Below are 12,212 nucleotides of genomic sequence, written 5' to 3'. Positions count from 1 at the left end.
CCTGAAAGGCCGGCGCGAAGACCGGGCATTCCGTCACCGCGGCCTCCGATCCTACCATGCGGCCTCCACCTCGGCAGCGTTTCTACACAGCCTCGACCCAGAGCAGACATTGGTGATTCCGCACCAGGCTGATAATATTGCCAGAGAGACAGGGGTTAACCGATGGCTTGGTGGAAGAGACTGTTCGGGCGGGCGAAAGATGAATCACTCGACGGAACGATGTATCGAGTTGCTTCCACCGTCTATAGCAAGGACGGCAAACGGTCCGCTGAGATTCGCAATTTTTCTAACGGTAAGACTTACCTTCTCGAAAGTGAATGGGTCGAGGGGACTACATTCAAGGATCGACATGCGGGAAAGCTGGTCGGCCCCTTTGGGTCGCCGAAGCTCGCGGAGCGATTTATCGTAGCAACGTCGTGGTTCAACGGCACCGAGCAATAGGTCCTTACTGGACGTCAGCGGAACAGCAGCTAACCACCATCCCGGCCGGCAAGACCCAAATCGGATCAGATTACCGGTTTCCACCACCCTCAGCCATTTTCGCTTGATGCGTTCACAACCTGCTCCGCCCCAAGCCCCTAAAACAGCCCCGGCACCTGCTGCTGCGCCGCCGTCGGCCGCAACGGCATCAGCAGGTCGCGCCGTTCGCCCGGCGCGCGCAGCGACTGGGTGGTGATCGGGGCCGGGCTGATCGCGGTGCAGCTTTGGCCTGCGATGAAGTTGAGCGCCTGGCGGGTCGATCCTTCCTGCGGATCGCCCATCCCGCGGGCGAGATCGTCCGGGGCCTGGCAACTCGCCTCCACGGTGCCGGCCAGACCATCGAAATAGCCGCCCTGCCGCGCGCTATTTTGCGTCGCAAAAGCGATCACGCGCAGGCGATCGTCGCACTGGCTGCGATCGAGCGCGATCTGGCCGACCGGCTTGCCATAGGTGTTGGTGCCGATCAGTGCGTTGCGGTTGTGGAGATAGGGGATGAAGGCGTTGATCACGAGTTCGCTGGCCGATGCCGTCCCGCCCGTGCCGATGAAGGCGATATGGGTGGGCGCCACCGATTGCGGCTGCTGCGCGAAGAACGCGGTGGAATTGCTCGACGATTTTTCCGAGCGAAATGTCGTGAAATCGAAGACCTCGGTCGACGCGCGATCGCGGCCGAGCAGATTGCCGAGCAGCTCGGCGATCGAGACCAGACCACCGCCATTGTAGCGCAGATCGACGATGACATCGGTGATGCCGGCCGCGCGGAACTGCGCAAAGGCATTGCGCAAGGCCGGATCGGCGGTGTCGATGAAGGTGCGCAGATTGACATAGCCGATCTGGCGGCCGGCATCGGTAATGATCTTGGCGCCGTAACGCGACGATACCGGCGTCAGCGCATAATCGACCTTGCTGACAGTGATGTCGTGCGTGCCGCTGCTGTCGGCAACGCGCAGCAGGCGGGTGACACCGGCGGTGCTCGGCCCGAGTGCGTCGGTGACGCCGGTGCTGCCGCTGGCCGCGATGATATCGCTGACGGTGCGCAGATCGGCGGTGCTGGTGCCAATCGCCAATATCTCGGTGCCGCGATCGATGCCGGCGGCGAGCGCGGGCGCCCCTTCGAACGCTTCGGTTACGAACACGCGCCGCGCCGTTGTGTCGATCGACAGGCGAATACCGATGCCGGCGCTCGATCCGGCCGAGAAGAAGGCATTCTCGGCGGCAATCGAGGTCAGATAGGTGAAATAGCGATCACGCCGTTGCGCGCGCGCCGTGGCCGTCAGCGCATCGACATAGTCGGAGACGCTCGCATAAGGCGTGGGATCGAGGCTGGTCGGCAGGGTTTCGGGGAAGAGATACCATTCCTTCATCTGCGCGAAGGCCCAATCCTGGCGGTCGCGCAGCGAACAGGTCGTGCCGGCGGTGGATGTCGAGCCCGTACCGGTGGTGCCCGTCACCGGGGTCGACGCGGTCGCGCTACCCGATCCCGATCCCGATCCGCCGCCGCCGCACGCCGACGTCATGGCGAACAGACCCAGGATCGTCAGAAACTGCCCGAGCTTCATATCTGCTCCCTACAGCCAATCAGCGCCACATAAGATCCGATCCCTAACGGCGCTTGCGCCCGGCCGGCCCCCACCCCCATATCGCCTTATGATCACCGCCCCGCAAGCCGCCACATATACGCCCGATCCGAAGCTGCTCGATATGGAGGGGCGGATCTACGATCCGGTCGCCCCCGCCGATTTCCCCACGCACCGCCTGCGCTTCCGCAACGATCGCTGGCATGGCGCCGTCGGCCTGAGCGAGCTGACCGACAGCGAATGGATCGGGCATTTCGGACGGTTCGATCCGATGCCCGGCAATTTGCCGCAGCCATTGGCGCTGCGCTATCATGGCCACCAGTTCCGTTCGTATAATCCCGATATCGGCGATGGCCGCGGCTTCACCTTTGCCCAGTTGCGCGACGGCGCGGGCCGGCTGCTCGATTTCGGGACCAAGGGATCGGGGACGACGCCGTACAGCCGGTTCGGCGACGGACGACTGACCTTGAAGGGCGGAATGCGCGAGGTGCTGGCGACCGAGATGCTCGAAGCGCTGGGCGTCGAAACCTCGAAGAGCTTTTCGCTGATCGAAACCGGCGAGCAACTGACGCGCAACGACGAGCCATCGCCCACGCGCGCCTCGGTGCTGGTGCGGCTCAGCCATGGCCATATCCGCATCGGCAGCTTCCAGCGGCTCGCCACCTTGCGCGACGAGGAAACGATGCGGCGGCTGATAGATTATGTGCTGGTCAACCTTTATGGCGAAACGCCGAACAGCACGCCGGCGGGGCAATTGCTGAACCTCGTCTGCGGGCGTACCGCGCGGCTGGCGGCCAGCTATATGGCGGCCGGCTTCGTCCATGGCGTGCTCAACAGCGACAATATCAATGTGACCGGCGAGAGCTTCGATTACGGCCCGTGGCGCTTCACGCCTTCATGGACGCCGGGCTTCACCGCCGCGTATTTCGACCGTCAGGGGCTCTACGCTTTCGGGCGGCAGGCGCAGGCGATCCACTGGGATGTCGTGCAGCTCGCGCTCGCGCTGCGGCTGATCGCCGAGCCCGAGGAACTGGCGCCGCCGCTCGATATGTGGCCCGAGCTGTATGAGGTCGCGCTGCGCGACGCGATGTTCGCGCGCCTCGGCATCGCGGCGAAAGACGATGCGAGCGACATTGCCCTGCTGCAGGCGATCGATACCGCGCTGCAGGCGAGCGAAGTCGGCGTGGATCGCTTCTTCTTCGATTGGCGCGGCGGGCGGCGGCGCGGGGCGTCGCCGGCTGATCCCGCTTATGATGGCGACAATTTCGCGACCTTTCGGGAGGCCATTGCAACCTTCGATGCCGCCGCCGATCTCTCGCATCCCTATTGGGCCGATGCCGATCCCTGTTCGATGCTGATCGACGAGGTCGAAGCGCTGTGGAGCGCGATCGACGAACGCGACGATTGGGCTCCGTTCGAGGCGAAAGTGGCGGCGATCCGGCGAATGGGAGAGGCGATGGGAGCTTCTTCCAGGTCGTGACTTCGATGATATCGCCGCCAAATAGTGCAGGCACGTTCGGGTGAAGGCGAGGCTGCCCCCTACCGCGTCACGACCATGAACAGCCGCGGGAACGGCAGCAGCACCGTGCCGTCCTCCAACTCCGGATAAGCGCCGGCCAGCGCCTCCTCATAGCGGGCGAGAAACATCTCCCGTTCGGCCGGATCGAGCGGTGCGAGGAAGGGCAGCAGGCCGGAGCCCTTGAACCATTCCACCACCGCAGCCGCGCCGCCGGCCAGCGGATGGAAATAGATCGTCCGCCAGATGTCGATCGCCGCAACCCGCCCCCGGAGCAGGCCGTAATAATAATTGGCGTCGCGAACATCGGTGCGTGCCCGCGACGCGCCGGCGAGCTTAGCCGCCCACGGGCCGTCGGCGGCGATATCCCGCATCAGGCTGTGTGCCGGCTCCTCGAGATTGTCGGGCATCTGGACGGCCAGACAACCGCCCTCGCGAAGGCGGGCGCACAACGCGGGCATCAGGGCGGTATGATCGGGAACCCAGTGCAGCACCGCGTTCGACAGGATCAGGTCGAACGGCCCGGGATCGCGCCATGTCGCGATATCGTCGATTTCGAAACGCAGCGCCGGCAGGCGCTTGCGCGCGGCCGCGATCATATCGGGCGAACTGTCTATGCCGATGATGTCGGCGTGCCGATAACGATACCGCAGCGCTTCGGTCGAATTGCCGGGGCCGCATCCGATATCGGCCGCCTTTCGCACATCGGGCGCCCTAATGCGGCCAAGCAGATCACCGATCGGCCGGTTCCGCTCCGCTTCGAACTTGGTATATTGGGCCGAAGACCAGCTCATGACACCCTCCTGAAGCAATATGCGTCAGGCTCACGTAGCGAGTTTTCGGTTCCACTTGAAAGCCGCAAGCCGGGCGTTTGCCCGGTTTGCCGGATTCAGGCGACGTGCCGCCACTTATGACCCTGGCGGATCAGCGCGCCCTGTTCCTGAAGGCGGCACATGATCGTGGCATGAGAACGGCGGCCAATCTTGCCGTTGAACATCCGCAGCAGCGATTCCCGCACTTCCTGCGCCGTCAGCCCCTCTTCGTGGCTGGCGACGATATCGATGATGGCGGATTTGATACGCCCGTGATTGGTAGCCGGAACGTCTGACAGCGCGGCAGCGTCATCGGTCGCCGATTGCCTGATTACGTCCAGCTCGTGGCTGAGATCGAGCAGTTCAGTTGCCATACGTGACAGTCGATCCGCAAGCTCGCTTGCTTCGATTGAATGTGAGGCCATATGTATAATCTTCCATCGGCATGTTCAGTAATCGGCTCCATGGGAGAGTGTAAAAATCCAGCCCGCAATATTACGGGTCAGAAACATTACAACGTCAATATCATGAACACCGGATTGATCAAGAAGCTTTCCCCCACCACCTCGCACCGCCCTCGCGAGATACAGCCCCCTATTTTCAAGGAATCTGTGCTTTATTGGGTCAAAGCGATCTCCGATGCGGCAATTACACCTGCCATCGCATGTCGCGCCGCGATTACATGCCTGGCAACATCGTCAGGAGCCCGGCTGATCGGCAAGCCTACCGATCCATGACCGATCCATGACTGTGTTGAGAGGCCTCTAGACCAAGCGGCTTACGCTAACCTTACAGATGGAAAGCGGGTGATCCGATTGAGCCCAATCGTTAAGATCGCGCCGCCAGTCGAGCGATTTTCGGCACTTAACCGCCCTTCGTGCGCGGAAACGATGCGTTCGACGATGGACAGGCCGATCCCCGCGCTATCGCTGCGCGCATGATCGGCGCGCCAGAATCGGGTTTGCAGCATGCCGATATCGGCCGCGGCGATGCCCGGCCCGTCGTCTTCGACGGCGACTGATCCGTCGGCACCGAGCACAACCTCGATATGCGTGCCCTTGGGTGTATGCCGGGTGGCATTGTCGATCAGGTTGGTCAGCGCCAGCGACATCAGCGTATCGCGCCCGGCCACCATGATCGGCCCTTCGCTGCCGGACAAGGCGATCGTTCGCTGTCCCTCGAACACCATGGGCGCGAGCGCCGCGACGACATCGCGCGCGACGACCGCGAGATCGAACATCTCCTCTGCGCCGATCATCAGTTGTTCGAGCGCTGCCAGATCGAGCAGTTGCGAGACCACATGGGAAATGCGCTGGATCGATGCGCTCAGCGATGCCTTGCGCGCCGGATCGTCGAGCCCGTCGATCTGGAGGCGGAGCAACGACAATGGCGTGCGCAGTTCATGCGCGACATTGGCGATGAACTCGCTCTGCGTCCGGAACGCCGCTTCGAGCCGATCGAGCGCCTGGTTCGTGGCATCGACCAAAGGCACGATTTCCACGGGCAACTGAGCCGAACTCAGCCGGATATCGAGATGGGTGGGATCGACCTGCGCGGCGCGGCGCGAAACCCGTAGCACCGCCTGGGTCGAACGCCAGATCAGCAGGGCGTTGATGATTGGCAGCAGCAGCAATACCGGCAGCAGGCACAGCAGGAAGCGGAACAGGAACGCCTCGACGATATCGTCCGCGACCACCTCCGGATTGTCCATGTCCTGCGTCATGACGATCCACAGATCGGTTCGCCCGCGCCGGACGGGGACGCTCAACCCCTCGACATTGCCTGCCCGGAAAAAAGTCGCCCGCCCGCCATGAGGCGCGGCCGATGCCGCCGCGCCGACGACATTACGGCTGACCGCCAGCGCCCGCCCGGCGCGATCGACCACGGCATAAGCCCGGCCGTCATAGCCCGCGGCGTAAAGCGCCCCCAATGTCGGATCGAGATTCACATGCCAGCCATGCCCCGGGTCCGCCACCAGCCCGCGTGCCACGGCCTGCGCCTGATGCGACAATACCCGTTTCTGATACCGCGTGCCGGTACTTTGCAGGAGGTAGGAAACGAGCAACGGCAATGCGAGCGCCGCTATGATCACCGTGGCCAGATGCGCCCAGACGATCTGCCAGAACAAAGAACGCGGATAGTATCTCATTCGACCGGGCGGAGCATGTAGCCGACGCCGCGCACCGTATCGATGCGTACGGCCGCACCCGTCGCCTCAAGGCGCTTGCGCAGGCGGTGGGCATAGACTTCGATCGCGTTCGATCCCAGGCTTTCGCTAGCCCCGAACAACTGATCCTCGGCCATCCGCTTCGGCACCACCCGCCCGATCCGGCGCAGCAACAGTTCGAGCAGATCGGTTTCGCGCACCGTGAGGATGATCGGTTCGTCATCGACAAACACTTCGCGCGTGCCGGTATCAAAACCGACATTGCCGACCATCAGCTTGCGATTGAGATAGCCGCCCTGCCGTCGAAGCACGGCATCGAGCCGGGCCTGCAGCTCATCGAAATCGACCGGCTTGACCAGATAATCGTCCGCCCCGGCGTTGAGCCCGCGAATGCGATCCTCGACGCTGCTGCGGGCCGTGAGCACAAGGACGGGGATTGGATCGTCGTTGCGGCGCAACCGCTTGAGCGCGGCCAGCCCATCCTCATCGGGCAGGCCGAGATCGAGGATGATCGCGGCATAGCGCACCGCATTCAGCAGCAATTCCGCATCGCCGACGCTCGCCGCATGATCGACGGCGATATCGCGCCGCGCGAAGGCCGCCGCGAGTGCCGCGGCCAGATCGGGATCGTCTTCAACAATCAGCAGCCGCATGTCTGCCCCACATTTCAAAGCCGGTTGGGTAGCGCGCCGATCCTGCGGGTCGGCCGCTGACGGTCGCTTCAACCTTCGATGAAGTCGAGAAACGCCACCACGTCATTTTCCGTCGCGAAGTACAGCGCGGCCTGCATATCCGCAGGTTGGCGCGCCGCAAGTGCCACGGCCTCTCCCAGCTTTCCGTAGAACAAAGTCACGGCCGAACCGCCGTCGTCCCCGTCATCGAGATGATAGAGCCGAACGGACACGGTATCGGATATCGTTCGCATGATCCCCAAACTCCCCCAAAATGGATCGATCCGCAAGCCGCATTGCCCAAACCCCCGTTATCGCTAGTCTAGACGCCACCGCCGGACAGGAGTCGCACGCTGCCGAGCTACCGAATCGACCTGGCCGGAACACGCCATGGGTTCGGCGATCTCCGCCGGCTGCTGGCCGCCGCAACGCCGCCGCGATCGGGCGACATGCTGGCCGGTATCGCCGCCGACAGCGACGAGCAGCGTGTGGCCGCCCGCTACATCCTGGCCGATCTGCCGCTCGGCACCTTCCTCGCAGATCTCGTCATTCCCTATGAGGCCGACGAGGTTTCCCGGCTGATCATCGACAGCCATGACGCCGCCGCCTTCGCCCCTATCGCGCATCTGACGGTGGGCGGCTTTCGCGAATGGCTGCTCGCCAACGAAACTGATGGCCCGATGATCGCGGCGGTCGCGCAAGCGATCACGCCCGAAATGGCCGCCGCGGTCTCCAAGCTGATGCGCAACCAGGATCTGATCGCCGTTGCCCGCAAGATTTCGGTCGTCACCGCCTTTCGCGACACGATCGGCCTGCCGGGGCACCTCTCGACGCGGTTGCAGCCAAACCACCCGACCGACGATCCCGCCGGCATCGCCGTCTCGATCCTCGACGGGCTGCTGATGGGATCGGGCGATGCGGTGATCGGCATCAACCCCGCGACCGACAGCATCGACACCGCCGCCCGGCTGCTGAACTTGCTCGACGAGGTGCGGCAGGCTTATGCGATCCCCACGCAAAGCTGCGTGCTCACCCATGTCACCAACACGCTCGCGTTGATCGAGCGCGGCGCACCGGTGGACCTCACCTTTCAGTCGATCGCCGGCACCGAAGCCGCCAATCGCGGGTTCGGGATCGATCTGGCCCTGCTCGGCGAAGCGCATCAGGCGACGCTTTCGCTGGGGCGCGGCACGATCGGCAATCATGTGATGTATTTCGAAACCGGCCAGGGATCGGCGCTGTCGGCCGACGCGCATCACGGCGTCGACCAGCAGACGCTCGAGGCGCGCGCTTATGCGGTGGCGCGCGCCTTCCGCCCGCTGCTGGTGAATTCGGTCGTGGGCTTCATCGGCCCCGAATATCTCTATGACGGCAAGCAAATCCTGCGCGCCGCGCTGGAGGATCATTTCTGCGGCAAATTGCTCGGCCTGCCGATGGGGCTCGACATCTGCTACACCAACCATGCCGAGGCCGATCAGGACGATATGGATGCGATCCTGACCCTGCTCGGCGTGGCCGGCGTCAGTTTCGTGATGGGCGTGCCCGGCGCCGATGACATCATGCTCAACTATCAATCGACCAGTTTCCATGATGCGCTCTATCTGCGCGAGACGCTGGGGCTGCGGCCGGCGCCCGAGTTTGAGGCGTGGCTCGCGGCGATCGGCCTGACCGACGAACGCGGACGGCTGCAGACGCCGCCGCGCGCCGCCCTCCCCTATCGCGCGATACCGGCGCTCGCGCATCTCGATGGCTGATCAGCCCGCTTTGCCCGATCGGCTGCGCGCGCTGACCCAGGCGCGGATCGGCCTCGGCCGGAGCGGACAGGCACTGCCGACATCAGCGATGCTCGACTTCCAGCTCGCCGCCGCGCGAGCGCGCGACGCGGTCCATGCCGAGCTGAGCGTCGACGGCTTTTCGGCGGCGATCGGCGGCCGGCCGGTGATCGCGGTCCGCAGCCGCGCGGACGACCGCACCACCTATCTCCAGCGCCCCGATCTCGGCCGGCTGCTCGACGAAGCCGACGCGGCGAGATTGCCGCGCACCGATGCGCAGGCCGCGTTCGTCGTTGGTGACGGCCTCTCGGCGAATGCCGTCCACGCCCATGCGGCGTCGCTGCTGCTCGCTCTGTTCGATCGCCTACCCGACTGGACGATCGCGCCGATCGTGGTTGCCCGGCATGCGCGGGTGGCGCTCGGCGACGAGATCGGTGCGGCGCTCGGTGTCGATCTGGTCGTGATGCTGATCGGCGAACGCCCCGGCCTCAGCGCGCCCGACAGCCTCGGCTGCTATCTGACCTGGGGCCCGCGGCGGGGCCGGCGCGACAGCGAGCGCAACTGCGTATCGAACATCCGCCCACCCGGCGGGCTCGATTATGCGACGGCCGCCTCACGCATCGCCTGGCTGATGCGCGAGGCCCGATCGCGGGGGCTGACGGGGGTGGCGTTGAAGGATGAGGCGGGCGGGGTTCCGCCGATTACGGGACCGGTCGGGGTGGTGGACTCATGATAGGGATCGTCGGGCAAGATCGCAGCGCAATTGGGTGAGCTACACCGCACAGAACTGATACGATCACGGCTTTGAACGATCGCTGTTCGCGTCGGCATGACAGATATCAAGTGTCCCACAAGCGGACAAAGCCAGTAAGCTCGCCAATCCGATAATACGGATGATCAACCTCTCAGATTTCTCCCGGCTACAAATCGAGCGATGCGACGCCTTAACTATAGGGTTTCCACGCCAAAATCCGCGACAGCCTCTTTCCTTTGGCCGATCAGAGCCATCGACATCGCCGAAAATAGGCATTGCATATGGTGCCGCAAAGCCCCGCGCTACCCCCGGTTCGTCAGACTGCAGGCGCTTCCGCCACAGCGTTGCCCAAGGTGTCGGCGTTCATCAGCGCGGCATCGAACACAACCCCCGTGGCCGCGCTAATCTGCGCGAGGGGCACCTGATAACGGGCATATTCGCCAGAGGCGAACTCGACGCCGAAGCGGGCGATCACATCTTTTTGGGACAGCAGAAAGCCATAGGTTCGCAAGGAACGTACCCCACCGGCATCTTGTGACGCCACTGCGACGACTTTCCAAAAGGTCTCCGGATATTGGACCAGGCCCGTCCCGAAATCCTCCTTCGGATCATCCGCCGCGAGGACGGGCCCGGCCAGGATGCAGGCCCGTGTATCGTCCGTCTGAAGGTTTTTCTGGATATGCCCCTCGAAGCCGCCCCATATGCCGACGACACCCGCATATTTGCCGCCAGCATTCTCGCGGTTGAAGGCTGCATGTTGCGGCGTGCAGTTGGTCCAATGGAATGTGTCGGCGTTGGCAAACTCGACCTCGCTCGCAGTATTACCCCAGGCATTGTCCTCGCGGCGCACGATATGGCCGCGATCGAACTGTCCCGCCGGACCATAAACGTCCACATCGGCGAGTTGGAACTTGGCCGGAATGCGTGGATCCCCAATCCAGCGATCGGTACCGAAAAACTGCCGCCCGCTGACCATTCGCTTGGCAGAATCATAGTCGACATTCACTGCGGACCACATCTGAATGCGGCGGCTCGCGTTTACGGCCAGGCTAAAGTGATGATATTTGAGAATGAGGATCTGCCCACTCTCCTTGACCATTTCGCTTTCGCGCGCCGCAGCGACCATGGGGAGCGGCACCGAAATGCCTTCCCCCAGAAATTCCGGATCATAGCCTTCGCGGTTGTCATAATCGGGATCAAATCGCAGCGATTTCTCATTCGCAGAGGCGCTTGTGGGCGTGACGGTAGCAAATGCAGCCGAGGTCGATGGCGCGCCCCCAACATAGATGGTTACCGGTCCCGAGAAGTTCATCGTCACGGCCATGTTTGCCCCCATGAATGATTGCGGTGCCGGAGGCGCGACTGTCGATCCGACCTTGGGCGCCGCCTCCGCTGCGCCTTGGGTCGTGAGCTTGGAGACATCGTCCGCAGGATCGATCGTGCCCTCGAGCAGTTCGTCGAGCAGGCGTCGACCGACGGGATTGACGGGCGTCACGGCGCTCATGGCCTTTACGACAAAGCTGATCCGAATACCTTCGTTGGCAATCCAGTCGATATCGTCGTCCGGCTCTCCGGGCGTCCAGACCGAACCATCCTTGTTCAAGACATCGTCACCGCGAACGCGCGGGATCGACGCATGATGGAGTGCACAAACCTCCCAAGCCTCGCTGAAACATGGCGAGCCGGATGAGCCTTCAGACGTGTCGGTTTCGTAGCGCAGGAAGCCATCGTCGCGCAGCTCCAGCAGTTTGCAATTGCTGGTGGCGTAACGTTTTGCACCACCGTCAGGATACTCCACCATGAGCATCGGCATTCCAGGCAGAATCTTCGAGGCTGACGCGTTGATCGACAGGAAGTTCAGCGGTGAGAGCAATTCCCCAGTCGGCGCGGTGGGACGCACAGCAACGATCGCGTAATCCAAACTCTCATCAGAATGGAACAATGTGTCAGGGTCGAGCTCGAAAGTGATGCCTCGCGCGACGCCTCGATCCCCCGCCTCGTGGAGAAAATTGGCCCCGGTACCGCGCGCGGATGCGATGTCGGGAAAAACGTGCCAATTTGTCAGCAGCACGGAGGGCGAAATCAAAAATCCGGTGGCAAAGCCAATCGGCTCCACCTTGGGGTCGGCCGAGACGACGATCCGCGCGACGGGGCGCCCCGCGGCGCGCGCAGCCTCAGTCGGCGGAGCCGCAATCCAGTCGAGCGTCGGGCCGATCTTACGTTCGATAAACACCGGGAGTCGCCCTTGCATCCGGAGCTCCCCGGCGTGGATCAGGCTGGCGCGGCGGGCATCGAAGCGGGCTTGTTGGGATGGCGAAATCGCGGTTGTTGCCGCGGTCGGCGGTTGCGCCTTCCAGCGCGCCGCAGCGGCGAGCATCATCACCCGGCGGCGTTGATCGACCAGATTGGTGTTCGCCATAACGGTCCCCTTGCAAGGTCAATCGGTTCTAGCAAACATTTGTG

General features: G+C 63.5%; 12 protein-coding genes. 5 read left to right on the top strand and 7 right to left on the bottom strand.

The window, feature by feature from the left end; all coding sequences use genetic code 11:
* The first annotated feature begins 162 nt into the window (after positions 1–162).
* Positions 163–441, top strand: a complete 279-nt coding sequence (locus BLS13_RS15015) for a hypothetical protein (RefSeq protein ID WP_093453330.1) — start codon at positions 163–165, stop codon at positions 439–441.
* A gap of 137 nt (positions 442–578) precedes the next feature.
* Here BLS13_RS15015 and BLS13_RS15010 read toward each other — a convergent pair whose 3' ends face one another.
* Complete coding sequence (locus tag BLS13_RS15010; RefSeq protein WP_093453328.1) at positions 579–2,039, bottom strand: S41 family peptidase; 1,461 nt, start codon at positions 2,037–2,039, stop codon at positions 579–581.
* A gap of 88 nt (positions 2,040–2,127) precedes the next feature.
* On the opposite strand from BLS13_RS15010, the gene BLS13_RS15005 reads away from it, so the two are divergent.
* On the top strand, positions 2,128–3,537 hold the full coding sequence (locus BLS13_RS15005) for a protein adenylyltransferase SelO family protein (protein ID WP_093453327.1): 1,410 nt from the start codon (positions 2,128–2,130) through the stop codon (positions 3,535–3,537).
* Positions 3,538–3,596: 59 nt separating this feature from the next.
* Here BLS13_RS15005 and tam read toward each other — a convergent pair whose 3' ends face one another.
* Positions 3,597–4,367, bottom strand: coding sequence for a trans-aconitate 2-methyltransferase (tam, locus tag BLS13_RS15000; protein WP_093453325.1), 771 nt, complete (start codon positions 4,365–4,367; stop codon positions 3,597–3,599).
* 95 nt (positions 4,368–4,462) lie between these two features.
* On the bottom strand, positions 4,463–4,759 hold the full coding sequence (locus tag BLS13_RS14995; protein ID WP_143011971.1) for a hypothetical protein: 297 nt from the start codon (positions 4,757–4,759) through the stop codon (positions 4,463–4,465).
* A gap of 51 nt (positions 4,760–4,810) precedes the next feature.
* Here BLS13_RS14995 and BLS13_RS20435 point away from each other — a divergent pair, with 51 nt between their 5' ends.
* Complete coding sequence (locus BLS13_RS20435) at positions 4,811–5,122, top strand: hypothetical protein (RefSeq protein ID WP_143011970.1); 312 nt, start codon at positions 4,811–4,813, stop codon at positions 5,120–5,122.
* Between the two features lie 41 nt (positions 5,123–5,163).
* Here the strand turns inward: BLS13_RS20435 and BLS13_RS14990 are convergent, their stop codons facing one another.
* The 3 genes from BLS13_RS14990 to BLS13_RS14980 all read right to left on the bottom strand — a co-directional run bounded on the left by BLS13_RS14990 (position 5,164) and on the right by BLS13_RS14980 (position 7,477).
* A complete protein-coding gene (locus tag BLS13_RS14990) occupies positions 5,164–6,534 on the bottom strand; it encodes a sensor histidine kinase (RefSeq protein ID WP_093453322.1) in 1,371 nt (456 codons plus the stop codon).
* Positions 6,531–7,205: a response regulator gene (locus BLS13_RS14985; RefSeq protein ID WP_093453321.1), complete on the bottom strand. Its 675-nt coding sequence runs from the start codon at positions 7,203–7,205 to the stop codon at positions 6,531–6,533. Before BLS13_RS14985 ends, BLS13_RS14990 begins: the two co-directional genes overlap by 4 nt.
* A gap of 68 nt (positions 7,206–7,273) precedes the next feature.
* Positions 7,274–7,477, bottom strand: coding sequence for a hypothetical protein (locus BLS13_RS14980; protein WP_093453319.1), 204 nt, complete (start codon positions 7,475–7,477; stop codon positions 7,274–7,276).
* 99 nt (positions 7,478–7,576) lie between these two features.
* Between BLS13_RS14980 and BLS13_RS14975 the strand changes: the two genes are divergently transcribed.
* Positions 7,577–8,977 (top strand): ethanolamine ammonia-lyase subunit EutB, encoded by a 1,401-nt coding sequence (locus tag BLS13_RS14975; protein WP_093453318.1) that lies wholly within the window; start codon positions 7,577–7,579, stop codon positions 8,975–8,977.
* Positions 8,970–9,728, top strand: coding sequence for an ethanolamine ammonia-lyase subunit EutC (gene eutC / locus BLS13_RS14970; RefSeq protein ID WP_093453316.1), 759 nt, complete (start codon positions 8,970–8,972; stop codon positions 9,726–9,728). The genes BLS13_RS14975 and eutC overlap by 8 nt, the downstream gene beginning before the upstream one ends.
* Positions 9,729–10,065: 337 nt before the next feature.
* On the opposite strand, the gene BLS13_RS14965 is transcribed toward eutC, so the two are convergent.
* Positions 10,066–12,168 carry a DNA/RNA non-specific endonuclease gene (locus BLS13_RS14965; RefSeq protein WP_093453315.1) on the bottom strand — a complete coding sequence of 701 codons (2,103 nt, stop codon included), beginning with the start codon at positions 12,166–12,168 and terminating at the stop codon, positions 10,066–10,068.
* Positions 12,169–12,212 lie beyond the last annotated feature (44 nt).

The organism is Sphingomonas sp. YR710 (assembly GCF_900101455.1).
In the GTDB taxonomy this organism is placed as follows: Bacteria; Pseudomonadota; Alphaproteobacteria; order Sphingomonadales; family Sphingomonadaceae; genus Rhizorhabdus.
This window is presented reverse-complemented; position numbering and strand designations above follow the sequence as displayed.

What these genes read in the sequence shown, in the direction of transcription:
- BLS13_RS15015 (WP_093453330.1), top strand. Translation starts at nt 163, where the DNA reads ATGGCTTGGTGGAAGAGACTGTTCGGGCGGGCGAAAGATGAATCACTC.
- BLS13_RS15010 (WP_093453328.1), bottom strand. Translation starts at nt 2,039, where the DNA reads ATGAAGCTCGGGCAGTTTCTGACGATCCTGGGTCTGTTCGCCATGACG.
- BLS13_RS15005 (WP_093453327.1), top strand. Translation starts at nt 2,128, where the DNA reads ATGATCACCGCCCCGCAAGCCGCCACATATACGCCCGATCCGAAGCTG.
- tam (WP_093453325.1), bottom strand. Translation starts at nt 4,367, where the DNA reads ATGAGCTGGTCTTCGGCCCAATATACCAAGTTCGAAGCGGAGCGGAAC.
- BLS13_RS14995 (WP_143011971.1), bottom strand. Translation starts at nt 4,759, where the DNA reads ATGGCAACTGAACTGCTCGATCTCAGCCACGAGCTGGACGTAATCAGG.
- BLS13_RS20435 (WP_143011970.1), top strand. Translation starts at nt 4,811, where the DNA reads ATGTATAATCTTCCATCGGCATGTTCAGTAATCGGCTCCATGGGAGAG.
- BLS13_RS14990 (WP_093453322.1), bottom strand. Translation starts at nt 6,534, where the DNA reads ATGAGATACTATCCGCGTTCTTTGTTCTGGCAGATCGTCTGGGCGCAT.
- BLS13_RS14985 (WP_093453321.1), bottom strand. Translation starts at nt 7,205, where the DNA reads ATGCGGCTGCTGATTGTTGAAGACGATCCCGATCTGGCCGCGGCACTC.
- BLS13_RS14980 (WP_093453319.1), bottom strand. Translation starts at nt 7,477, where the DNA reads ATGCGAACGATATCCGATACCGTGTCCGTTCGGCTCTATCATCTCGAT.
- eutC (WP_093453316.1), top strand. Translation starts at nt 8,970, where the DNA reads ATGGCTGATCAGCCCGCTTTGCCCGATCGGCTGCGCGCGCTGACCCAG.
- BLS13_RS14965 (WP_093453315.1), bottom strand. Translation starts at nt 12,168, where the DNA reads ATGGCGAACACCAATCTGGTCGATCAACGCCGCCGGGTGATGATGCTC.